This is a genomic window from Rhodococcus sp. IEGM 1341, assembly GCF_030056895.1.
In the GTDB taxonomy this organism is placed as follows: Bacteria; Actinomycetota; Actinomycetes; order Mycobacteriales; family Mycobacteriaceae; genus Rhodococcoides.
Map to the genome: position 1 here is coordinate 188,982 of NZ_JASHKV010000002.1, position 23,212 is coordinate 212,193.

Consider the following 23,212-nt stretch of genomic DNA (forward strand, 5'->3'; position numbering starts at 1 on the left):
GCCCTCGTAGGTTCGACCGTGCTCGTGTAGAAAATATCGGACTCGCTCGTCGGCTGCATGAGGCAGGATGAACTGCGTGGATCTTCCTCTTGCCGTGCCGGTCGCACCGATGCTCGCCAAAGCCGCGAAAGTGGTGCCCGCACAGCCCGAGGACGGGCCCGCGGTGTGGTCGTACGAGCCGAAATGGGACGGGTTTCGCGCGATCGTCTTCCGTGACGGAGACGAGGTGGTGCTGGGGTCACGTGGCGGTAAGGACCTGGCACGCTATTTCCCGGAGTTGGTGGAGGCGATCAAGGCCGAGCTGCCCGAGAAGATCGTCGTCGACGGCGAGATCGTCGTACCCCGCGAGAAGGACGGATCCACTCGTTTGGACTGGGAGTCGCTGTCCGAACGGATTCACCCCGCGGCGAGTCGGGTGACCATGCTCGCGGAGAAGACTCCTGCGCAGTTCATCGGCTTCGACCTGTTGGCCGTCGGCGACGAGGACCTGACGGGTGAGCCGTTCTCGACGCGGCGAGCGAGGCTGCTCGACGCGGTGGGTACCGGCGGGACGAGCTGTCACGTCACCTCCGCCACCGACGATGCGGCGGTGGCCGAGGATTGGTTCGAGCGTTTCGAGGGTGCCGGGCTCGACGGTGTGGTGGCCAAGAAGCTCGACGGTCTCTATCTGCCGAACAAGCGCGAGATGGTCAAGATCAAGCATGCGCGTACCGCCGACTGTGTGTTGATCGGCTACCGAATCCACAAGTCCGGCAACGGTATCGGATCTCTGCTCCTCGGTCTGTACGACGGTGACGACCTACGCATGATCGGCGGCGCGTCGGCCTTCACCGACAAGCGACGGCTGGAACTGCTCGAAGAACTCGAACCGCTCCGGCTCGGCGACGACGTCACGTACGACGGTGAAGCGACCCGCTGGAATTCGTCCAACGACCGCAACTGGATCCCGGTGCGCATCGAGCGGGTCATCGAGGTGGCCTACGACCAGATGGAAGGGGCTCGGCTGCGGCACGTGGCGCGGTTCCTGCGGTGGCGACCCGATCGTGAGCCGCGCTCGTGCGCCTACGACCAGCTCGAGGTTCCGGTGCGCTACGACGTCGCCGACGTCATCGCCGGGGGACGGTAGCCATGGCCGCGAAAACACCACCGGCGTTCGTGCAGGCCGGCGAACGCGAAGTGCGGGTGTCGAGCCCCGATCGCGTGATCTTCGAGGCCACCGAACGCACCCCGGAGATCACCAAACTGCAGGTGTGCGAGTACTTCGCGGCCGTCGGGGAGCCACTGATGCGGGCGATCGGTGACCGCCCCACCGCGATGGAGCGGTGGCCCGACGGCTATCGCGAGGGCATGAGATTGGCACTCGGCCCCCAGGACAAGGAGGGCGACGGTTTCTACCAGAAGCGGTTGCCCAAGGGTGCGCCCGAGTGGATCGAGACGGTGAAGATCGCGTTCCCCAGCAAGCGCACCGCCGAGGAACTGTGTCCGTCCGAATCCGCGTCGCTGGTGTGGGCGGCGCAAATGGGCACGCTGACCTTTCATCCGTGGCCGGTGCGACGACCGGACGTCGACCATCCCGACGAGCTCCGGCTTGACCTCGATCCGCAGCCGGGAACCACGTTCGCCGATGCCCTGCGTGTCGCCGACGTGACCCGAGAGCTGTTGCAGGAGCTGGGTTTATGCGGCTACCCGAAGACGAGCGGGAATCGGGGCATTCACATCTACGTTCGCATCGAGCCGCAGTACACCTTCGAGCAGGTGCGCCATGCGGCCATCGGTCTGGGCCGCGAACTGGAACGGCGCGACGACGGAGTGACCACCAACTGGTGGAAAGAGGAACGCGGAGAACGCATCTTCATCGACTACAACCAGAACAATCGAGACCGAACCATCGCCAGCGCGTGGAGTCTGCGGGCCCGGCCGGGTGCGACGGTGAGCACTCCGATGACGTGGTCGCAGTTGGCAGATGTCACCGATCCACGTGAATACAACCTCGTCACGGTGCCGGAGCTGGTTCAGGACGGTGACCCGTGGGCCGATATGGACGAGCAGGCCTACTCCCTCGAACCCCTTCTGCAACTGTGGGAAACACTGCCGGGCGGGGAGCTGAACTTCCCGCCGGATTACCCCAAGATGCCCGGCGAACCGCCACGCGTGCAGCCGTCGAAAAAGGTTGCTGAGCACTGGGATGCGGAGGGGAATCGAACGGAGAGCTGACGGAGCCGGGCAACGTTGCACACTACGACGCCGTATCGACGGGATCCGGTCGATCGAGCCGTGTTTTGTGCAATCGTGCCCGGGCGAGGTCCCCATGGCGATTTCTCTGTCGCGACTGCCCTTAAATCCATCACCCCACGCGCACATGTCTTTTCGCTTCGCGATCGGCTTTGATTCCGCTCGAGGTCAGGACGACGGCTCCGCCGAGCGCCAAGGCCACCGAGAGCGTCAGCATGGCCGTGGCGGGGATGGAGCCCAGGATCAGTAGCCCCGCGATCAACACCGCTGATGCGAGGCACTGGGTGGCGCCCGCCATCATGTAGGGATATGCGGCTCTGTGGCCGGCGACCCAGGCTTCCTTGCTGGACTTGGTGGCCCGCGTCTTGATGCCGATCAACGAATTGGGTTCTTGGTCCGGGTCTTTGGTCACCAGTGCGGTCACGTACACCGTCAGCGACAACACGAACAGTGTCAGCGCAATCGCTCCCGTTATCGCGCGCGCGGATTCTGCGTCCACGGTCGGTCCCTTCTGCTGCCGTACGCCTCACTGCAGCATACCGTCCGGTCTGCTTCGAGTCGCCGGGCAAGGTTGCACACTACGACGCCGTATCGACGGGATCCGGTCGATCGAGCCGTGTTCTGTGCAACCTTGCCCACGACTCACATGGATTCGAGTTCTCGGATCAACGTCGCCGCATCGTATGGTCCGATGTGCCTGGTCAGGTTCTTGTCGCCGCGTCCCAGGTAAAACGTCGGGGTGCCGTCCACGTCCGAGGACGATGCGTCGAGTTCGTCGTCCTCGACGCGAACGACGTGATCGCCGGTGCGGATGTCGTCCTCGAATCTGTCCATGTCGAGGCCGAGTTCGCGTGCGTAGCCGTCGATGTCGTCGGGTTCGAGAGCATCACTGTTGCGGAACAACAGATCGGCCATCTCCCAGAACTTGCCCTGCGCTGCGGCGGCCTCGCTGGCGTACGCGGCGTAGCGGGCGTGCGGGTGATAGTCGTCGAGCGGCAGGTGTCGGTAGACGTAGCGCAGGTCGTCGCCGAAGTGTTTGCGTACCTCGGCGACACTGCCGGTTGCCTTGCTGCAGAACGGGCACTCGAAATCCGCGTACTCCACGATCGTCAGTGGTGCGTCCACCGGACCGCGGATGTGATCGCGCTTGGCGTTCACCGGGCGCAGAATGCGCAGGGATGCCTCGGCTTTCGGCGGATGAATCTTCTCGTCGATGCGGAACAGGAGCCAGCCCAACACCGCCGCGATGACCGAGGCGGCCAACACGCCCACGCGTGCCTCGTCGGCCAGGAGTTCGTCGTCGAGGGCGAGGTCGATGATGAACAGGGAGATCGTGAACCCGATGCCGGACATCGCCGCACCACCGGCGATGTGCGACAGCGTCAGTCCCGGAGCCAGGGACGACGGCCGCAGTTTCGCGAAAACCGCAGAGGCCGCGGTGATTCCGACGAGCTTGCCGAGGACGAGTCCGGCGATGATGCCCCAGGTGAGCGTCGAGGTCGATGCAGCTTTCAGTGTCTCCGAGCTCAGCACCACGCCGGCGTTGGCGAGCGCGAAGATCGGCACGATGATGAACGCCGTGTACGGCTGATAGAGCCGCATGAGACGTTCGTTGACCGACACCGCGCGATCGAGTCCGAGGCGGGCCGCGCGGGCGTATTCGGGATTGGGCGACTGCCGGAACGCGCGCGTCAGATCCGACGCGCGTTCGACCTCGGTGCGTCGCGGCGGGTAGACCGGAAGGATCAGCGCGATCATCACTCCGGCAAGCGTGGGGTGCACTCCGGACTCGTACATTGCGACCCACGTGAACAGTGCGACGACGAAGTAGCCGACTCCGCGCCACACCTCGAGCCGGCGCAGCAGGAAGATCAGTCCGAGCCCGACGAACGCCAGGATCAGCGGCACCACGTCGAGGTTGTCGGTGTAGAAGAACGCGATGATCGCCAGCGCGCCCACGTCGTCCGCGACAGCGAGCGTGAGCAGGAAGATGCGCAGCCGAGCAGCCTTCTTCGGTCCGAGGACGGCGAGCGCCCCGAGCAGGAACGCAGTGTCGGTGGAGATGACGACGCCCCAGGCCTGGGCGGCGGGCCCGGACGGATTGAAGGCGAGGAACAGCAACGCAGGCGCGGCCAGGCCGGCAACGGCAGCGACGATCGGAATAGCGGCACGGGATCGGTCGGTGAGCTCGCCCATCGCGAACTCGCGCTTGACTTCGAGGCCGACGACGAAGAAGAACAGCGCCATGAGCCCGTCGTTGACCCAGTGGGCCAGGTCGAGAGAGATGCCGTGCTCGCCGATGGTGATCGACAGCTCCGTGTGCCAGAACGACTGATAGGTCTCGCCGAAGGGTGAATTGGCCCAGATCAGCGCGATGAGTGTCGCCGCGAGCAGAAAGCCCGCCGCCAGGGTCTCGCTGTTCCTCTCGCCGCGAGCTCGCGAGATCCGTTCGACGAAACGCGCCATCGGCCGATTCGTCGGCGTGATCTGATCTGCCATCTTCCGGCCCGCGTCCTCTCGGAGAGTGTTGTGAAGCAGTCTGTACCAACGCGGCGGTCGGCGCTTTGCTTCCACGCAGGTGGGAGCCCGCAGAGTAACGTTATTGCGCCGCCGAATCCGCCGCGCGGCGAGAGATGTGCACGACATATTCGACAAACGGCATTAGTCCGCACATAAACGGGAATACGAGTCCGACTCAACCCCTGCCACGAAGGAACATCCATGCGTGATTTCATCTGCCGCAAATGCGGACAGAAGCTGTCGTTCGAGAACTCACTGTGTCTGAGCTGCTCGAGCGCACTCGGCTTCCATCTGCCGAGCAGAGCCCTGCTGGTGCTTCCGGACAAGGCCGACGACGGTGTCGCCGAGGCAGAGGTGGACGGGGCCACATGGAAGATGTGCGCCAACCTCAACACTGCGCGTTGCAACTGGCTCGTCGACACCGCCGACACCGACGAACTCTGCGTGTCCTGCCGGCTCACCCGCACTCGCCCCGCCGACGACGACGTCGACGCGATGGCCGCGTACGCCGACGCCGAGACCAACAAGCGTCGCGTCGTACTCGAACTGACCGAACTGGGACTGCCCATCGTGGGCCGGGACGAGGACACCGCGACCGGCCTGGTGTTCGATCTGCTCTCGAGCGCAGAACAACAGGTGATGACCGGCCACGACAACGGCCTGATCACCCTCGACCTCGCCGAGGGAGACGACGTGCACCGCGAACAGTTGCGCGTCGCGATGTCCGAGCCGTATCGCACGCTCGTCGGGCACTTCCGGCACGAGATCGGCCACTATTACCAAATGGTGCTGGTCGGAGACGGTGAGCATCGCGCGGCCTTCGAGGAGCTGTTCGGGGATCCGGATTCGAGCTACCAGGACGCCCTCGACCGCCACTACAGCGAAGGTGCGCCCGAGGGCTGGGAAGACAACTACGTCTCGTCCTACGCCACCATGCACCCCGCCGAGGACTGGGCCGAGACGTTTGCGCACTACCTGCACATCCGCGACACCCTGGACACGGCCGCAGCGTTCGGCATGGCACCGGCCGGTTCGACGCTGGAGAGCCCGTTGCCCGGTGACGTCGGCTTCGATCAGATCGTCGACTGGTGGTTGCCGCTGTCGTGGGCGCTGAACCAGATCAACCGATCGATGGGACACCAGGACCTCTACCCGTTCGTGCTGCCGCCGACCGTCGTGAAGAAAATCGGGTTCGTGCACTCGCTGATCGCACCCAGCACACTCTGATGCCCCGCTAACGGTCGTTGAGCTTTGCTTTCAGGGGCGTATCCTGTGTTGTCGGCACACCGCCGATGCCGGGATGCGCCCCTGCGCAGTAGCAGGGCTGGTGCAACATCAGGACGAGGTGACGACCATCAGCGAGCAGACAATGGATTCGACGGGCACGCGCTCGCGGGTCACCGATTTCGAGCTGAGTCGACGACTGGCCGAGGTGGCCGAGAAGCTGCGGCGTCAGCATTCGGATCCGGATCGAGTTCTGGCCGTCATCACCGAGTCCGCGGTGGCCAATGTGCCGTCCGCCGAGTTCGCGTCCATCACCACCGTGCTGCAGGGCAAGTTCGTACACAGCGCCGCGCTGTGTGGGGAGCCCGCCGGCCACTGCGACAAGATTCAGGAGCAGCTGGGCGAGGGACCGTGCCTCGAATCGGCAATCGAACAGACGACCATCAGGATCGACGACATGGACAGCGACACCCGCTGGCCGCAGTTCGCCGACGCGGCGTCTGCGCTCGGGGTCAAGAGCATGATCTGCTTCCAGCTCTACGTCGAGGGAGTCAACTTCGGCGCACTGAACCTGCACTCCACTCGTACCGACGCGTTCAGTGTCGAGGCCGAGTCGATCGGTTCGCTGTTCGCAGCGCACGCGGCCATCGCGTTCTCCACCGCCCGCGAGGAGCAGCAGATCAGGGCCGCGTTGACCAGTCGAGACCTGATCGGTCAGGCCAAGGGCATGTTGATGGAGCGCTACAACCTGAACTCGCAGGCGGCATTCGCCTTGCTGGCCAAGCTGTCTCAGGACACCAACGTCAAACTCGCCGATCTCGCCGAACAGCTGGTCATCGACGCCGCGAAATCGACCGACTGAGCCCTGTCCCCTGGAGGTCGAGCGCAGTCAGCGCACATCGAGGCCGTCGGTGCTCGCGACCGACACCGCCGGACCGTCCGAGGCGACGAAGACCTCGATCCGAACGTCCTCGTCCAAGTACCGACTCAGTAACGCCAATCCTGATGTTGCAGCGATGATCTCGTGCACACGATCACCCGAGATCGGATAGTCGTCCACGTCGTGACGCCAGTGCGCGGCCACCAGAGTGCCCCCTGCTTCCAGGTGATCGACTGCGCGAGTCATCGCCGATGCGAGATCCGCGGCGTCGAGGTAGTAGCCGACCTCGCTGACGACGATCAGATCGAACGTCTCCTCGGGTGTCGGCAATGCCGACCAATGGTCGGACAACGACCACAACGCGAATTCGACTGCGGCAGTCTCACCTACACGCGCGCGGGCCGAATCGAGAGCACTGTCCACCACATCGGTCGACACCACGTGATCGCACCGGGTCACCAGCTGTTCGGTGAGCACGCCGATGGAGCAGCCGGGTTCGAGGGCTCGCCGATAGTGCGGCTTCGGCAGCGAGGCCATGGTCAATGCGTACTTGCGCCGCTCGTACCACTTGCTGTCGAGCATGAACGGATCGTCCTTGGCCGCATAGACATTGCGGAAGTAGTCGGCACCCAAGCTGGTCGGAGAACCGTGGCTCGTCCGAGAATCCATGCTCATGCGAACACCACCTCGAACGGTCGCCGGTAGCGGGCCAATATGTGCGGCGGCAACACCGCGCGATCCGCGGGGTGATCTGACAGTGGCCGGATCTGAGAATCGAACTGCTCGATGGACGCGCGCTTGGCGTCGAGAGCGTGCGGCGGGAGATCGACACGGCGGCATCGTGTCCACGGAACTGCAGGATGGTTCGGAGTTGCCCAGTGCCACATCCAGATCGGGTACTCGACCACCGGTATCCCGACGGCGTTCGCCGCAGTGAGACAGGCCCGCGCGGTGGCTTCGTGGTCGGGATGACCGTCTCCGCGCCATGGCGTCAGGCACCAGGTGCCCGGGGTGGCGTCGAGCAACGGCATCAATGCGTCGGCCACCGCACCCTCGTGCTGCTCGACGGCACCGTCGGCGATCTGCAACCGCGTCGGAGAGTGGTCGATTCCCAACTCCGCCAACGCGCGTTCCGACTCGACGGGGCGTCGTGCCCGCAGATCCTCCGCCGTCACCGTCGGGGAACCGGGGTGCGAGCCGTCACCGTCGGTCACCGCGACCACCCTTACGTCGACCCCTGCCGCGGCCGCCAACGACAGCAGGCCACCGACGCCGAGTACCTCGTCGTCCGGGTGCGGGGCGACGACGACCATCGTGACGACGTCCTTCCACTGCAGACCGGGGATGGACCAGTCGGCCGACATCCAATCCGACTCGGCGGTACCGACATCGACTTCGGCGTCGAATGCGTTCTCTACCATGGGTTGTCCTCCTCGGCGATGTCCTGCCCGAGGGCTTCGAGATCGCGTTCGGCGTGGCTCTGCCTCAGATAGACGGTCAGATCTGCAACGCGCCGCGCGTGCTCGGCATCGCTGCACAGCGGGCCGGCACCGAGAGCGCGACCGACGCGGTCGATGCACTGAGTCGCCGCGTCCTCGACCACTGCCCGCACGATGCGGGCTCGGGTCCGGGCTCGACCGGAACGGTCGAACGGATCGGCGTCCACTTCGGCGGCCGCGGTGGTCAGTGCGCTCGACGCCGCACCGAGTGCCGCTGCGATGGCACCGAGATGTGCGGCACGGTGCGGGTCCGGCCTGGTGCGGACGGCGGCGTGCAGCGTGTCCGCCACTGCGCACGCGCTACCGAACCAGGCGGCCGACACCCCGATGGCCCCGTGCCAGAAGCCAGGACGGGTGAGGTAATCGGTCGGTCCGCCGACCGCAACGGCCGGGACGCTGTCGAATGCAACCGAGCCGGAATCGCTTTCGCTCATCCCCACGGCATGCCACGTGTCGGGTACCGGAGTCGCGCCCGGATGCGTCAGATCGACGGCGAACAGCCGAGGACTTCCCTCGACGCGCGCAGTGACCAGAGCGTTCGTACACAGTGACGCACCCGAGCACCACGGCTTCGTTCCGGTGAGAACCCAGCCCGAATCCTCCAGCACCGCCTCGAGAATCGGAGCAGGCGGTTCCGCAGCCCACACTCCCCAGATCTGACCGCGCTGTGGCGTCGGGCCGTCGAGTTCGTGCAGGATCGCGATCGCGTCGGTATGCGCTTCGGACCACCGGCCCAGCACCGTGTTGTGACGGCTCAGGGCGGCGAGCGACTGCCAGCGCAGATCGGTGTATCCCGAGCCGGGCAGCGCCAGGTCGAGACGACCGTCCGCCTCGAACGCCAAGAACGCGTTGCGCAGACCGGTGTCGATGTCTGCGCGGTCGGTGGATTCGAGAAAATCGGTCTCGCTCATGCGGTGGCCTCCAGGGAACGTAGGAATCCGGCCATGCCGTCGGGCGCTCTGCCGCTGAGGCGACCCGACGTCGTGACAGGGATGTCGCACACTCGACGGCACTCGATGCCGCCGAGCTCGAGGCGTCGGACCAGATCGTGGTCCTCGCCGGTGGTCAAAGGTGCAAATCCCCCGACGGAGAAGTACTCGGTCGCTCGGACGCCGAGGTTGGCGCCGTGCACGTGTGGGTGGCCGAATTCGTGCCGGTAGTGCGCGTCGTACGACGATCGCAACCCGAGGTTCTCCTCGACGTGGCCCTCGAAATCGACCGCCACTGTTCCCGCTATCGCTCGAGCGCCCTCGGCGGCATGCCGGAGATGGCCGAGCAGCCAGTTCTCACCCACCCTGGTGTCCGCATCGGTGGTGACGAACCAGGTGGCGTCGAGCCGACTGCCGTCTCGCGAGCCGGTCGCGAACCCGGCGGCTCGGGCCGCTCCGACGTTGCGATGGGCTACCTCGATCGCCGACACCGACGGGTGACGTGCCGCGATGTGCGCCGAGTCGTCGGTGCAGGCATCGAGTACGACAACCGTCGAGACGGTCACCGCCGCCACTTCGACTGCGCGGCGCTCCGCCCGTGACAGGGCCGTCAGACAGGCGTCGAGCAGATCCTGCTCGTTGTGTGCGGGTACGACGACGACGATGTGACTGACTGGGGTACGGGGGAAAGCATCGGAGATCACGGTCCACCCTTTTCGGACACCGGACGAAGAAGAGTCCGTTTCGGAAACCGCCGGTGTCTGGACGGGATGTGCTCCCCTCGCACATACCCGTTCCCCGGCTGCCGACACATGCGTCCTGGCCTGCAAAGACAGTGCTCGGGACCGGTTGCGGGAAGATACTCGTACTCGCGGTTTCTTTCGCCCGTTTCGGAAATATCCGATTAGCAAATGTCGGGGCGGTATGTGTTAATGGGCTTTGCTCACGCACAGCTCTGTCGGTGGGCATCGCGACGCAGCACGAAGGATGGTCGGGTTACATGGCATCACCGGTTCGCACACGCAGATTCGCCCGTATCGGCGCGATCGTTGCAGGTACAGCCCTTGCTGCGTCCGCCGCATTCGGTTCGGCACAGGCCGCGCCACTGTGGCCGGGCGGCCCGGACGTCTCCATTCCCGGCATGCCGGGGTCCTCGGATCCGGCTGCGCCCGCTCCCCAGCAGCAGATCGTCCCGCAGCTCGCGCCCGCGAACTTCGCCGATCCGAGCATCAGCCCCTCCGGCGGCGAGGTCGTCGGAGTCGCGCAGCCCATCGCCATCCGCTTCGACGAGGCAATCGGTGATCGTGACGCCGCCCTGCGAGCCATTCGCGTCACGACGAACCCGTCCGTCGACGGCCACTTCTATTGGATCAACGACACCCAGGTCCGCTGGCTGCCCAACGAGTTCTACCCGGCGCACACCCAGGTGACCGTCGAGGCAGGCGGAGCGAAAGCCGAATTCTCCACCGGCGACTCCATCATCACCACGGCCGACGACAACACCAAGCAGATCACCGTCACCCGCAACGGCGAGGTCGTCCGCACCATGCCCACCTCGATGGGCAAGGTCGGACACGAAACCCCCAACGGCACCTACATCGTCGGCGAGCGGTTCCGTGACATGTACATGGACTCCTCCACGTACGGCGTCCCGATCGACTCCGAGGAGGGCTACCGCACGTACGTCGAGTACGCGACGCGCATCTCCTACAGCGGCATCTTCGTGCACGCGGCCCCGTGGTCGGAATCGCAGCAGGGCTACTCCAACGCCTCGCACGGCTGCCTCAACGTCAGCACCGAAGACGGCAAGTGGTTCTTCGAGAACGTCCAGAAGGGCGACCCCGTCATCGTCGTCAACACCGACGGCGGCACCCTGAGCGGATCCGACGGTCTCGGAGACTGGAACCGCTAGTGCCTGCGGCAGTGGTGCGATCAGGTGCCATAGCGGGCACATAACCGCACCACTGCGCAGCAATTGGCCTGAGCGACAGGGGACGTTGGGGCTCAGTTCACCATTCGTTGGCCGAGGCTGAGCACAGTCCTCGCAGTGAGTGCAACAACCGAACGAGTGCTGCCCAGGGCACGCGAGAAGCGTTTCTTCTCGCGACCGTGGACCGATTACGCACTGTTCCTGATTCTGGTGGGCCCCAACCTGGTTCTGCTGGGCGTGTTCACGTATCGGCCGCTGGTCGAGAACTTCCAGTTCTCGTTCTTCGACTGGAACCTGTCCTCGCCCACCTCCACGTTCGTCGGCTTCGACAACTACCGCGAGTGGGCCTCCCGCGAGGACACCTGGCAGATCGTCGGCAACACCGTCGTGTTCACGGTCGCCGCGGTGGTGGGCTCATTGGTTCTCGGCCTGGTGCTGGCGCTGCTGCTCGATCGAAAGCTCAGGGGCCGCAACTTCGTTCGATCCGCAGTCTTCGCCCCGTACGTCATCTCGGGTGCCGCGATCGGCATCGCGTTCCAATTCGTCTTCGACCCCAACTTCGGGCTGGTCCAGGATCTGATGCGACGCCTCGGCCTGGGCGCGGTTCCGGACTTCTATCAGGACCCGAAGTGGGCGATGGTCATGATCACGGTGACCTACCTGTGGAAGAACCTGGGCTACACCTTCGTCATCTACCTGGCGGCCCTGCAGGGCGTGCGCAAGGAATTGATGGAAGCGGCCGAGATCGATCAGGCGAGCCGCTGGACCACGTTCCGCAAAGTGCTTCTGCCGCAACTACGTCCGACGACGTTCTTCCTGTCGATCACGGTGCTGCTCAACTCGCTGCAGGTCTTCGACATCATCAATGTCATGACGCGCGGCGGCCCGCTGGGCACCGGCACCACCACGATGGTCTACCAGGTCTACGAGGAGACGTTCCGCAACTTCCGAGCCGGCTACGGAGCCACCGTCGCGACGATCCTGTTCCTCGTGCTGTTGATCGTCACGCTCGTGCAGGTACGAATCATGGATCGAGACGATCAGCGATGACTGTGACCGACAAGCCCGATACGGCGACGCCGGAGAAAGTGCCAGGGCCGCGCGACCCGCAGCGTGCGCGGCGCAGCGCGAACATCCTCGGATACGCGGCCATGGTCGCCGTCCTGCTGATGATCGGGCTGCCACTGTTCTGGATCCTGATCACCTCCTTCAAGGATCGACCGGACATCTACGTGCAGCCGGTCACGTGGTGGCCCAGCGTGTTTCACCCGCAGAACTACGACGAGGCGACGACGGAGGTGCCGTTCTTCACCTACCTGCGCAACTCCATCATCATCACCACGGCCGTGTCGTCCATCAAGTTCGTCCTCGGGGTACTCAGCGCCTACGGGCTGGTGTTCCTGCGCTTCCCGGGCAAGAACATCGTCTTTCTCGTCATCATCGCCGCGCTCATGGTGCCCAATCAGATCACCGTCATCTCCAACTACTCGCTCATCTCCGAGTTGGGTTGGCGGAACTCGTTCCAGGGCATCATCATTCCGCTGGCCGGCGTCGCCTTCGGTACTTTCCTTATGCGCAACCACTTCCTGTCGTTGCCGCCCGAGATCATCGAAGCCGCGCGGATGGACGGTGCCGGGCCGGTACGGCTGATGTTCCGGGTGATCCTGCCGCTGTCGGGCCCGACCATGGTGGCCTTCGCCATCATCACGATCGTCACCGAATGGAACGAATACCTCTGGCCGTTCCTGATGTCCGACGACTCCTCGGTCGCACCGCTTCCGGTGGGATTGACGCTGCTCCAGAACAGCGAGGGCTACACCAACTGGGGCGCGGTGATGGCCGCGACGGTGCTGACCATTCTGCCGATTCTTCTCGTCTTTCTCGTCCTGCAACGCCACATGATCAAGGGCCTCACCTCCGGTGCGGTCAAGGGCTGATTCACCTCACTATCAGGAGTCGAACACCATGGCACACATCATCAATCGGCGTGGCTTCCTCACGCTCACCGGCGCAGCTGCGGCCGCCGCAGCCCTCGCGGCGTGCAGCGGCCCCGGGTCGGGCGGGTCGGGCGGCGAGGCTGTCGAAGGCGATGCGAACACCATCAACTTCTGGTCGAACCACCCGGGCAAGTCCCAGGAGTTCGAGAGGGAACTGATCTCGCGCTTCCAGGCGGAGAACCCAGGCCTGACGGTCAATCTCATCGACGGTGGCAAGAACTACGAGGAGGTGTCGCAGAAGTTCAACGCGGCGCTCTCGGGCAACGATGTGCCCGACGTCGTCGTGCTCTCGGACGTCTGGTGGTTCAACTACGCGCTCACCGGTGCCATCGAGCCGCTCGACAAGCACTTTTCCGCAGCAGGCGTCGACCAGTCCGATTACGTGGATTCGCTGCTGGCCGACTACAACTGGAACGGCAACCACTGGGCTTTGCCGTACGCGCGTTCGACGCCGCTGTTCTACTACAACAAGGCCGTGTGGCAGCAGGCCGGACTGCCCGATCGCGGGCCGGCCACCTGGCAGGAGTTCGACGAGTGGGGCCCGCGCATCCAGGCCGTCGTCGGAGACGGCAAGCTCGCTCACGGTTGGGGCAACGCTGTCGACTACCTCGGGTGGACGTTCGAGGGACCGATCTGGACGTTCGGCGGATCGTACTCCGATCAGTTCGAGCTGAAGTTCGACGACCCCAATACCATTGCGGCAGGCAAGTTCCTGCAGGACATGATCCACACGAAGAAGTACGCGGCGGTGTCCAACGACATCGCCAACGACTTCGCCGCGGGCATCCTGGCGTCCACCATCGCCTCGACGGGCGACCTCTCCACCATCAAGGCCGGTGCCGCGTTCGAGTTCGGTACTGCCTTCCTGCCGGCCGCCGACGGCACCCCCGGTTGCCCCACCGGTGGAGCCGGCCTGGCCATTCCGGCGAAGATCTCCGAGGAGCGAAAGGTGAACGCGCTCAAGTTCATCGACTTCGTCACCAACGGTGCCAACACCGCCTACTTCTCGCAGAACACCGGCTACATGCCGGTCCGTAAGTCTGCACAGCAGGACCCGTCGGAGATCGCATTCCTCGAGGCGAACCCCAACGCGAAGACGGCCGTCGACCAATTGGCGCTGACTCGCTCGCAGGACTACGCCCGCGTGTTCGTCCCCGGTGGCGACAAGATCATCGGCAGCGGACTCGAGCAGATCGCGCTGCAGAACGCCGATGTCGCAACGACGTTCGCGTCCATCTCGGATCAGCTGCAGCAGATCATCGACCGCCAGATCACCCCGAAGCTGCCGAAGTAATGGCCGCCGTTCACTACGCCGGTGTCTCGCACCGGTACCCGGGTGCCGATTCGCTCGCTGTCGACAATCTCGAACTCGACATCGCGGACGGTGAATTCATCGTTCTCGTCGGGCCTTCGGGCTGTGGGAAGTCGACCAGTCTGCGGATGCTCGCCGGTCTCGAGTCCGTCGAAAGCGGCCGTATCGACATCGGCGGAGTGGACGTCACCTCGCTGGCTCCGCGGGCCAGGGACGTTGCGATGGTGTTCCAGAACTACGCGCTGTACCCCAACATGACCGTCGGCGACAACATGGGATTTGCGCTGCGCAATGCCGGAATGAGCAAGTCCGACACCGCAGCACGAGTACTCGACGCGGCGAGGATGCTCGAGCTCGAGCCGTTGCTGGGTCGCAAGCCCGGCAAGCTCTCCGGCGGGCAGCGTCAGCGAGTGGCCATGGGGCGCGCCATCGTGCGTCAACCCAAGGTGTTCTGCATGGACGAACCGCTGTCCAACCTCGACGCCAAGCTGCGAGTGTCGACCAGAGCCCAGATCGCCGGTCTGCAAAGACGACTGGGCACCACGACGGTGTACGTCACCCACGATCAGGTCGAGGCCATGACGATGGGTGATCGCGTCGCGGTTCTGCTCGACGGAAAGCTGCAGCAGATCGCCGCTCCGCGGGAGCTGTACGACAACCCCGTCAACACGTTCGTCGCGGGATTCATCGGGTCACCCGGAATGAATCTGGTCGACGCCCCCGTGCGCGACGGCGCGGCCGTACTCGGCGAATTGCGCATCCCGGTCCCGTCCTCGGCGGGCGAGCGCGTCGTTGTCGGTATCCGCCCGGAGTCGTGGGATCTGGTGGGTGACGGTGGTGGGTTGCAGCTCACCGTCGAGCTGATCGAGGAGCTGGGTGCGGAGTCGTTCGTCTATGCCTCCGCGCCCAGCACCGACGGCGGTTGGTCGACAACCTCCGGCCGCATCGCGGTTCGCGTCGACCGCAAGTTGTCGATCTCCCTGGCCGAAACCATTCGACTGGTGCCCAAGCTGGACGAGTTGTTCTTCTTCGACTCCGTTACCGGCCTGCGGTTGTCGTAGCCGGTTCACCGAGATCGATGGGCAGCGTGGCCCATCCGTGCAGGACGCGGGTGTTGCGACGGGTTCCTTCGCCTGCCGAGCGCAGGTGGGGGAATCTGTCGAACAACGCCTTCAAGCCCACTTCGGATTCTGCCTTCGCGAGCGCTGCCCCGAGGCAGTAGTGGCGTCCACCCGAGAACGACAGGTGTTTGCCGGCATTGGCGCGGGTGACGTCGAACCTGTCCGGGTCCTCGAACACCAGCGGATCCCGATTGGCACCGGCGAGCACCAGCACGACGAGCTTGCCCTCGTGCACCGTCACTCCCTCGACCTCGACGTCGCGCTTGGCCATCCGTGCGGTCAGCTGTACCGGTGATTCCATCCGCAACATTTCGTCGATGGCCGTCGGCCAGTGCGACGGGTCCTGCTGCAGTACGGCGAGCTGGTCGGGGTTGTCGAGCAGCAGTTGGATTCCGCTGCCGAGGAGGTTGACGGTGGTTTCGAAACCTGCGGCCAACACCAATCCCGCCGTGGCCCGGAGCTCCTCGTCGTTGAGGCCGACGCCCTCGTCCTTCGCGGCGATCAGCTGACTCATCAGATCGTCACCGGGATTGCGGCGCAGTCCTGCGATGTGTTGCGAGAGCCAGGCGTCGAATCCGATCAGGCCACGCTCGACCTGCTTGAACTGATCCCACGACAAGCCGATGTCGAGACTGGGTGCAGCCATCTCACCGAATTCGAGAACCCGCTGATTGTCCTCGACCGGTACACCGAGGATCCGCCCGATCACAGCAACCGGCAGGCGCGCGCAGTAGCGATCGACGATGTCCACGACCGGAGAGCCGTCGGACAGCTCGTCGAGCAGAGCATCGGCCGTTTCCTGCACCTGATCGCGCATCTTCTGCACCGCGCGGACGGTGAAGACCGAGGACACCAGCTTCCGGTACCTGGTGTGGTCCGGCGGCTCCACCGAGAGCAGTGAGGGCGGCAGAATCGGGTGCAGTGCGCCGGATCTGGTGTGCTGCTCGATCCACCGCAACGGCCCGGGAAGGGTCGCACCCAGCTGCGTGACGCGGAAGTCGTCCGAGCGCAGCAGGTCGAACGCCACCCGATGATGCACGGTGATGTTCGAGATTCGAGTCTTCACCAGCGGCGCGGTGGCGCGCAGCTTCTCGTAGACCGGCGTCGGATCGGCCCGCGTCACCGGATCGGCCACCAGCATCGCCTGCGGATCGCCCGCAGCCGCTGCTCGTTTGGCCGCGAACCGAATCACCCCGTGAGCAGCAAGCCAGCGTGCGTATTCCCTCATCAGAAATTCCCTCCCCGATTGCCCTACCTGGAATTACCAGATCTTGACGCGCTTCCCCGGGTCCAAGTACAGCGCATCTCCGGGCTGTACGTCGAATGCTTCGTGAAAACTGTCGAGATTTCGCACGACGCCGTTGCAGCGGAACTCCGGCGGCGAGTGCGGATCGACGGCGAGTCGGCGGATCGCCTCGGCGTCGCGAGCCTTGGTACGCCACACCTGCGACCAGCCGAAGAACACTCGCTGCAGGCCGGTCAGACCGTCGAGCACCGGGGCGTCCTTGCCTTCGAGCGAGATCTCGTACGCGGCGACGGCGATCGACAGACCACCGAGGTCGCCGATGTTCTCGCTGATGGTGAACTCGCCGTTCACCTTGTGGCCGGGCAGGGCCTTGGGCTCGAACTCGTTGTACTGCTCGATCAGGGCCGTGGTGCGCTTGCCGAATTCGGTGCGGTCGCTGTCGGTCCACCAGTCGACCATGTTGCCGTCACCGTCGTACTTGGCACCCTGATCGTCGAATCCGTGGCCGATCTCGTGGCCGATCACCGCTCCGATACCGCCGTAGTTGGCCGCGTCGTCCGCCTCGGGGTCGAAGAACGGTGGCTGCAGAATGGCTGCGGGAAAGACGATCTCGTTCATGCCGGGGTTGTAGTACGCGTTGACGGTCTGGGGCGTCATGAACCACTCGTCGCGGTCGACGGGTCCGCCGAGCTTGTCGAGGTCGCGCTGGTAGTCCGCGGTGTAGCCGCGGCGGTAGTTACCGAGCAGGTCGTCGGCGCTGATCTCGACGCCCGAGTAATCACGCCACCGATCGGGGTAGCCGATCTTGGGGGTGAACTTGCCCAGCTTGTCCAACGCCTTCTGCCGAGTCTCCGGGCTCATCCATTCGAGCTCGGAGATGTTGCGGCGGTACGCCTCGGTGAGATTGTCGACCAGCACCTTCATTCGAGCCTTGGAGTCGGCCGGGAAGTGGCGTTCGACGTACAGCTTTCCGACGGCCTCACCGAGCACGTCCTGCACCAGGGAGACGCCGCGCTTCCAGCGCTCGCGGTTCTCCTCCGTTCCGGTCAGCGTCGTTCCGTAGAACGCGAAGTTCTCGTCGACGATTGCGCTCGTCAGAAACGGTGCCCGTGAATGCACGACGCGCCAGGCCAGCCACGCCTTCCACGCTTCGATGTCCTCGGAATTCCACAGCGAGACGAAAGTGGTGAGGAACGGAGGCTGCCGAACCACGATCTCGGCGAACTGCTCGGTGGTTGCGCCGAGCCCGGAAATCCATGCGGCCCAATTGAATCCGGCACCGCTCTTGACCAGTGTGTCGAAATCGACGAGGTTGTAGCTCTTCTCGGCATCACGCCGGGCGACGACATCCCAGTGACCGGCGGCAATCTTCTGCTCGAGGTCGAATACCGTCTGCGCGTCGTACTCGATACCGCTGAGCGCGAACATCTTCGAGATGTGCGCGATGTAGCTCGCGCGGATCTCGGCGTACTCGTCCTGGCGGTAGTACGACTCGTCGGGCAGGCCGATTCCGGACTGGCTGAAGTGCACGAGGTAGCGGTCGGACTGCTTGGCGTCGGTGTCGACGTAGTGTCCGATGGCCCCGCCGACGCCCGTGCGCTGCAGGGAGCCGAGAACACCCGCGAGGGTGACGAGGTCGGCCGCGTCGGAGATGGCGGTGAGCTCGTCGGCGATGGATGTCACGCCGAGCTGCTCCGCGCGGTCGGCATCCATGAAGCTCGAGAACAGGTCGCCGATCTTCTGCGCGACGCTTCCGGCGGGCGGGTTCGCGGCGGCGGACTCTTCGATGATGGTCTGGACGTCGACCTCGGCCCGGTCGTACAAGGTGCGGAATGCGCCGTCGACGGCTCGGTCGGCCGGGATGGCGTATTCGTCGAGCCATTTGCCGTTGACGTGCACGAACAGGTCGTCCTGTGCGCGTGTGTTCTCGTCCTGGTAGCTGAGATCGATGCCCGAGTTCACTACTGAAGTCATCCGTCCATCTTTACACTCTTGCGCTCGATTGAACGGGTGTTTAATGTGCTGTACATGCGTACAGCGTCGGAGGATCTCAGTACCAGGGCTCGAATCCGTGACACCGCGATCGGCGTGTTCGGCTCGCAGGGTTTCACCGCGGGCGTGCGGTCCATCGCCACAGCGGCAGGTGTCTCTCCCGGGCTGCTCAACCACCACTTCGGGTCCAAGGACGGCCTGCGCACTGCATGCGATGAGCACGTCCTGCGGGTGATCCGGGAGTCGAAGGCCGCCTCGGCCGCGCCCACCGCGATGATGGAACAGCTCGCGGCCATCGACGAGTACGCACCGCTCGTGGCCTACATCGTCCGCAGTTTCGCCGCGGGCGGCACGTTGGCACGAGAGTTGTTCGAGCACATGGTCGCCGACGCCGTCCGCTACATCGACGACGGTGTTCGCGACGGCCGTTTCACACCCAGTCGAGACCCTGCGGCACGCGCCCGATTCCTGACGCGGCAGAACGTCGGCGGACTGCTGCTGTACGTGCAGATGGCCGGCCCCGACGTCGATTTCCGGGAGGCCCTGAGCGCGCTCGGTGACGAGATCATGCTTCCTGCACTCGAGCTCTACACCGACGGATTGTTCACCGACTCCCAGGCTTTGGACACCTACCTGGAGGCCACGTCATGACCGAAGCAATTTCCGTGGACGGGCTGGTGAAGACGTTCGGTTCGGTCCGGGCGCTCGACGGACTCGACCTGCACGTACCGACCGGTGAGGTGCACGGATTCCTCGGCCCCAACGGGGCAGGCAAATCCACGACCATTCGGGTTCTGCTCGGTCTCGTCCGCCCCACGTCGGGACAGGTGCGGTTGCTCGGCGGCGACCCGTGGGCCGACACCGTGGCGCTGCATCGACGTCTGGCCTACGTTCCCGGCGACGTGACCCTGTGGCCGTCGCTCACCGGCGGTGAGGTGATCGATCTGCTCGGCCGGATGCGCGGCGGACTCGACCCCGCCCGCCGCGCCGAACTGCTCGAACGGTTCTCCCTCGACCCCGGTAAACGCACCCGGACCTACTCCAAGGGCAATCGGCAGAAGGTCGCGCTGATCTCGGCCCTGGCTTCCGACGTCGAGTTGCTGATCCTCGACGAACCCACATCGGGACTCGATCCGCTGATGGAACAGCACTTCGGCGATTGCGTGAAAGATGCTGCCCGACGCGGAGTCACGGTGCTGTTGTCTTCGCACATCCTGTCCGAGGTGGATGCGCTGTGCAGTTCGGTGACCATCGTCAGAGAGGGGCGGACGGTCGATACCGGGACTCTGGCCTCGATGCGGCACCTGACCCGCACCACGATCACCGCGGTGCTCGACCGAGTGCCCGACGGTCTGGCGACACTGCCCGGTGTGAGCGCGGTGAGCGTGGACCGTTCCTCCGTCACCTGCACCGTCGAGAACGACGCCCTCGCGGCGACGATGCACGTGCTGGCCGACGCGGGAGTGCAGAGCTTGACCAGTTCCGCGCCGACGCTCGAGGAACTGTTCCTGAGGTACTACGCATGAATGCCCTGACCGGAACGGGGGCGTTGCTGCGGTTGTATCTGCGCCGCGATCGTCTGGTGGCACCGGTGTGGATCGTTCTGCTCGGCGCGCTGCCCTTGCTCTACGCGGTCAGCTTCGAGGGTCTGTATCCGACGGCGGCGGATCGTCAGGCCTTCTATCGCGGCACACTGTCGGCACCGGCACAGGCGGCGCTCGTCGGCCCGATCTTCGGCAGCGATCTCGGTGCCCTGGTGTCGTGGCGATCGGGGCTGGTGTTGGCATTGGTTCCGCTGGCGGCGATCCTCACCGTGGTTCGGCACACCCGCGGTGAGGAGGATGCGGGTCGGACCGAGCTGATCGGGTCGACGGCCGTCGGACGTTACGCGGGTCTGGCGGCAGCGATGCTGTCGGCGGTCGGCGGGGTGGCGGCGACGGGCGCGTTGTCGTCGATCTCGCTGTGGGGATTCGGGCTCCCGGTGGCCGGGAGCGTCGCATACGGGGCGTCGGTCGCCGTGGTCGGAGCGGTATTCGTCGGCTGTGCGGCCGTGGCGGCACAGGTGGCGTCGGGGGCGCGAGCGGCTCGCGGTTACGCCCTCGGCGTGCTGGCCGCGGCGTTCGCAGCGCGTGCGATCGGCGACGCAGGCTCGGGCACCCTCTCGTGGTTCTCGCCGATCGGCTGGTCGTCGCAGGTGCGGCCGTTCGCCGACGAGCGGTGGTGGCCGATGCTGCTGTCACTGACAACCGCCACAGCGTTCTGCGTCGCCGCGTTCGCCGCTGCGAATCGACGCGATCTCGGTGCCGGCTTGCGGGCCGGACGCCGCGGCCGTGCAGCGGCCCTACCCTCTCTGTCCGGGCCGATCGCTCTCGCGTGGCGTCTCTCGCGCGGGACCGTTGCCGTCTGGACCGTCGGGCTCGCTCTGTTCGGCATCGCTATCGGATCGTCCACCGGCGGGATCGGTGACCAACTCGGCAGCAGCGCTGCCATCGGTGACGCACTGGAGAAGTTCGGTGGCAGCACCGTCGAACAGTCGTTCATCGCCGCCGTGTTGAGCATCGTGGGCGTCGTCGTCGCCGCGTTCGCTGTCTCGGCCCTGCTGCGGTTGCACAGCGAGGAAGAGGCGGGCCTGGCCGAGATCGTGCTGGCCACCGGGGTCTCGCGCGCGCGATGGCTGGCAGGTCACCTGCTGTGCGCCGTCCTCGGCGCAGCGTGGCTGCTGCTGGTCGTCGGTTTCACCATCGGGCTGACGTACGGGTCGGCCACCGGCGACATCGCAGGCGAACTGCCGTCCGTCCTGGTCGGTGCACTAGGTCAGCTGCCGGCCGTATGGGTGGTGACGGCCATCGGCGTGGCACTGTTCGGCGCTCTTCCTCGATTCGCGACCGTCCTGTGGGCCGTTCTGGCCGGTTTCGTCGCGCTCGGCCAGGTCGGGTCCGTGGTCGGCTTACCTCAGCCGTGGCTCGATCTGTCGCCCTTCACCCACGTTGCGAGACTGCCGGGAGCAACGCTCAGCCTGGTGCCGATCGGCTGGCTCGTCGCGGTTGCCATCGTCGTCGGCATAGGAGGTTTCACAGCATTCCGGCGAAGAGACATCCGAGGCTGACGGCGTTCGAATAGCATTCTCCGTGGCCGATATGTCCGGCCCGGTCCGACGACGAAGCGTCCGGTCCGGTGATGGTCGGCTGGAACGTGCATGGAGGTTATGTGCAAACGACATTCCTGCGCACCTGGTGGAACCAGCCGCACAGCTACGAGTCGGTTGTCAGTTACCTTGCGCTGCACGGTGCGCTCGCGCCGTATCGCCTCGCTGCAGCTCTGAGCACGTTCACGTACGGACTCGGTGCTGCTGCGCTGCTCTGGCTCACCGACGCCCCGCCGACCTCGGCGATCGCCAGGTCGGTCTTCGTCGTTGCGATCGTGTCGACACTCCTGGTCGGTATCGCCTGGCTGAAGGCTCCGTGGCCGTCGAAGCGCGTGTCAATGATGTTCGCCGCGTACTCGGACATCGGAGTAACGCTGGTTCTGTTGTCCTACGGATCGCCGCAGACCGCATTCGTGGCCCTCGCGATGCTCGCTGCCAACAGCGTGTACGTCCAGCTCTTCCACAGTCCGAAAGTTATGGCGCTCCACCTGCTGTGGGCCGGAGCGGCCGTGACGCTGTTCTTCGTGCTGATCCTGCTCTCGCCCGAGGCCGATCACGGTCTGGCGGTCGCGCAACTCGTGGTGCTCGTCCCCATCACGTTCATGGGCCCCACCTTCTTCCAGTACCTGCTCCTCAAACTGCAGGTCCAGGCGCAGTCGGCCAACTTCGACCCGCTCACACAGGTGCGCAACCGACGAGGGCTCGACGAGGCACTACCGGTGTATTTCCTCGGTGCGACCGATGTGTCGGTGATGGTCGTCGACGTGGACCGATTCAAGTCGATCAACGACAGATTCGGTCACCACCAGGGCGACGCCGCCCTGCAGCTCGTCGCACGCCGGTTGACCACGGACGGTGTGCTGGTCGCGCGGGTGGGCGGTGAAGAATTCGCGGTGGTGACCAAATCGGCCGAGAACGAGGCCCTCGCACTGGCCGAGAAGTACCGATCTGCCGCCTACTTCGCGGACGACCCCGCACCACTGACAGTGAGCATCGGCGTCGCGCACTGCACGTATCCCGTTGCCGAAGGCATCGGTTTCGACGTCGTCGAACTCACCACACTGTTGCTGCGACGTGCCGACGCGGCGATGTACGAGGCCAAACAGCAGGGCGGCAATCAGGTGGTCGTGGCGGGTTCGACGCCCCGAAACGATCGGACTCCCTCAGGCACCGAGACGTGAGTGC

The 23,212-nt window shown here is 65.1% G+C and carries 21 protein-coding genes; 13 read left to right on the plus strand and 8 right to left on the minus strand.

The window, feature by feature from the left end; translation table 11 throughout:
- Positions 1-76: 76 nt before the first annotated feature.
- Both QM615_RS08050 and QM615_RS08055 read left to right on the plus strand, forming a co-directional pair.
- Positions 77-1,126 (plus strand): ATP-dependent DNA ligase, encoded by a 1,050-nt coding sequence (locus QM615_RS08050; protein WP_094669158.1) that lies wholly within the window; start codon positions 77-79, stop codon positions 1,124-1,126.
- Between the two features lie 2 nt (positions 1,127-1,128).
- Complete coding sequence (locus QM615_RS08055) at positions 1,129-2,214, plus strand: DNA polymerase domain-containing protein (protein ID WP_149406885.1); 1,086 nt, start codon at positions 1,129-1,131, stop codon at positions 2,212-2,214.
- A gap of 130 nt (positions 2,215-2,344) precedes the next feature.
- On the opposite strand, the gene QM615_RS08060 is transcribed toward QM615_RS08055, so the two are convergent.
- On the minus strand, positions 2,345-2,731 hold the full coding sequence (locus QM615_RS08060; RefSeq protein ID WP_149406886.1) for an SdpI family protein: 387 nt from the start codon (positions 2,729-2,731) through the stop codon (positions 2,345-2,347).
- Between the two features lie 143 nt (positions 2,732-2,874).
- Complete coding sequence (gene nhaA, locus QM615_RS08065; protein WP_149406887.1) at positions 2,875-4,731, minus strand: Na+/H+ antiporter NhaA; 1,857 nt, start codon at positions 4,729-4,731, stop codon at positions 2,875-2,877.
- 222 nt (positions 4,732-4,953) lie between these two features.
- On the opposite strand from nhaA, the gene QM615_RS08070 reads away from it, so the two are divergent.
- Both QM615_RS08070 and QM615_RS08075 read left to right on the plus strand, forming a co-directional pair.
- On the plus strand, positions 4,954-5,979 hold the full coding sequence (locus tag QM615_RS08070) for a zinc-binding metallopeptidase family protein (protein ID WP_149406888.1): 1,026 nt from the start codon (positions 4,954-4,956) through the stop codon (positions 5,977-5,979).
- 118 nt (positions 5,980-6,097) lie between these two features.
- Entirely contained in the window at positions 6,098-6,838 is a 741-nt protein-coding gene (locus tag QM615_RS08075) for a GAF and ANTAR domain-containing protein (protein WP_149407079.1), read from the plus strand.
- Between the two features lie 27 nt (positions 6,839-6,865).
- Here the strand turns inward: QM615_RS08075 and QM615_RS08080 are convergent, their stop codons facing one another.
- From QM615_RS08080 to QM615_RS08095, 4 genes are read right to left on the minus strand one after another with little or no spacing between them, the layout of a single operon-like run.
- Positions 6,866-7,531 carry a class I SAM-dependent DNA methyltransferase gene (locus QM615_RS08080; protein WP_262498487.1) on the minus strand — a complete coding sequence of 222 codons (666 nt, stop codon included), beginning with the start codon at positions 7,529-7,531 and terminating at the stop codon, positions 6,866-6,868.
- Complete coding sequence (locus QM615_RS08085) at positions 7,528-8,277, minus strand: PIG-L deacetylase family protein (protein WP_149406889.1); 750 nt, start codon at positions 8,275-8,277, stop codon at positions 7,528-7,530. The genes QM615_RS08080 and QM615_RS08085 overlap by 4 nt, the downstream gene beginning before the upstream one ends.
- Complete coding sequence (locus QM615_RS08090) at positions 8,271-9,266, minus strand: acyl-CoA dehydrogenase family protein (RefSeq protein WP_068048771.1); 996 nt, start codon at positions 9,264-9,266, stop codon at positions 8,271-8,273. Before QM615_RS08090 ends, QM615_RS08085 begins: the two co-directional genes overlap by 7 nt.
- Positions 9,263-9,988 carry a glycosyltransferase family 2 protein gene (locus tag QM615_RS08095; RefSeq protein ID WP_149406890.1) on the minus strand — a complete coding sequence of 242 codons (726 nt, stop codon included), beginning with the start codon at positions 9,986-9,988 and terminating at the stop codon, positions 9,263-9,265. The genes QM615_RS08090 and QM615_RS08095 overlap by 4 nt, the downstream gene beginning before the upstream one ends.
- 296 nt (positions 9,989-10,284) lie before the next feature.
- On the opposite strand from QM615_RS08095, the gene QM615_RS08100 reads away from it, so the two are divergent.
- From QM615_RS08100 to QM615_RS08120, 5 genes are all read left to right on the plus strand, one after another.
- Positions 10,285-11,196 (plus strand): L,D-transpeptidase, encoded by a 912-nt coding sequence (locus tag QM615_RS08100; protein ID WP_149406891.1) that lies wholly within the window; start codon positions 10,285-10,287, stop codon positions 11,194-11,196.
- 135 nt (positions 11,197-11,331) lie between these two features.
- Entirely contained in the window at positions 11,332-12,264 is a 933-nt protein-coding gene (locus tag QM615_RS08105) for a carbohydrate ABC transporter permease (protein ID WP_176460333.1), read from the plus strand.
- The gene (locus QM615_RS08110; protein ID WP_149406892.1) at positions 12,261-13,151 is read left to right on the plus strand and encodes a carbohydrate ABC transporter permease; all 891 of its coding nucleotides are present in this window, start codon (positions 12,261-12,263) and stop codon (positions 13,149-13,151) included. The genes QM615_RS08105 and QM615_RS08110 overlap by 4 nt, the downstream gene beginning before the upstream one ends.
- A gap of 28 nt (positions 13,152-13,179) precedes the next feature.
- Positions 13,180-14,505, plus strand: a complete 1,326-nt coding sequence (locus tag QM615_RS08115; protein ID WP_149406893.1) for an ABC transporter substrate-binding protein — start codon at positions 13,180-13,182, stop codon at positions 14,503-14,505.
- Positions 14,505-15,584, plus strand: a complete 1,080-nt coding sequence (locus QM615_RS08120; RefSeq protein WP_149406894.1) for an ABC transporter ATP-binding protein — start codon at positions 14,505-14,507, stop codon at positions 15,582-15,584. Before QM615_RS08115 ends, QM615_RS08120 begins: the two co-directional genes overlap by 1 nt.
- Here QM615_RS08120 and QM615_RS08125 read toward each other — a convergent pair.
- Positions 15,562-16,872, minus strand: coding sequence for a cytochrome P450 (locus tag QM615_RS08125; RefSeq protein ID WP_149406895.1), 1,311 nt, complete (start codon positions 16,870-16,872; stop codon positions 15,562-15,564). The two genes, QM615_RS08120 and QM615_RS08125, sit on opposite strands and share 23 nt — an antisense overlap.
- A 33-nt stretch (positions 16,873-16,905) precedes the next feature.
- Positions 16,906-18,864: a M13 family metallopeptidase gene (locus QM615_RS08130; protein WP_149406896.1), complete on the minus strand. Its 1,959-nt coding sequence runs from the start codon at positions 18,862-18,864 to the stop codon at positions 16,906-16,908.
- 54 nt (positions 18,865-18,918) lie between these two features.
- Between QM615_RS08130 and QM615_RS08135 the strand changes: the two genes are divergently transcribed.
- From QM615_RS08135 to QM615_RS08150, 4 genes are all read left to right on the plus strand, one after another.
- Entirely contained in the window at positions 18,919-19,533 is a 615-nt protein-coding gene (locus QM615_RS08135) for a TetR/AcrR family transcriptional regulator (protein ID WP_149406897.1), read from the plus strand.
- Positions 19,530-20,408 (plus strand): ABC transporter ATP-binding protein, encoded by an 879-nt coding sequence (locus QM615_RS08140; RefSeq protein ID WP_149406898.1) that lies wholly within the window; start codon positions 19,530-19,532, stop codon positions 20,406-20,408. The genes QM615_RS08135 and QM615_RS08140 overlap by 4 nt, the downstream gene beginning before the upstream one ends.
- Positions 20,405-21,988: an ABC transporter permease gene (locus QM615_RS08145; protein WP_262498488.1), complete on the plus strand. Its 1,584-nt coding sequence runs from the start codon at positions 20,405-20,407 to the stop codon at positions 21,986-21,988. The genes QM615_RS08140 and QM615_RS08145 overlap by 4 nt, the downstream gene beginning before the upstream one ends.
- A 101-nt stretch (positions 21,989-22,089) precedes the next feature.
- Positions 22,090-23,208 carry a GGDEF domain-containing protein gene (locus QM615_RS08150; protein ID WP_149406899.1) on the plus strand — a complete coding sequence of 373 codons (1,119 nt, stop codon included), beginning with the start codon at positions 22,090-22,092 and terminating at the stop codon, positions 23,206-23,208.
- The last annotated feature ends 4 nt before the right edge of the window (positions 23,209-23,212 follow it).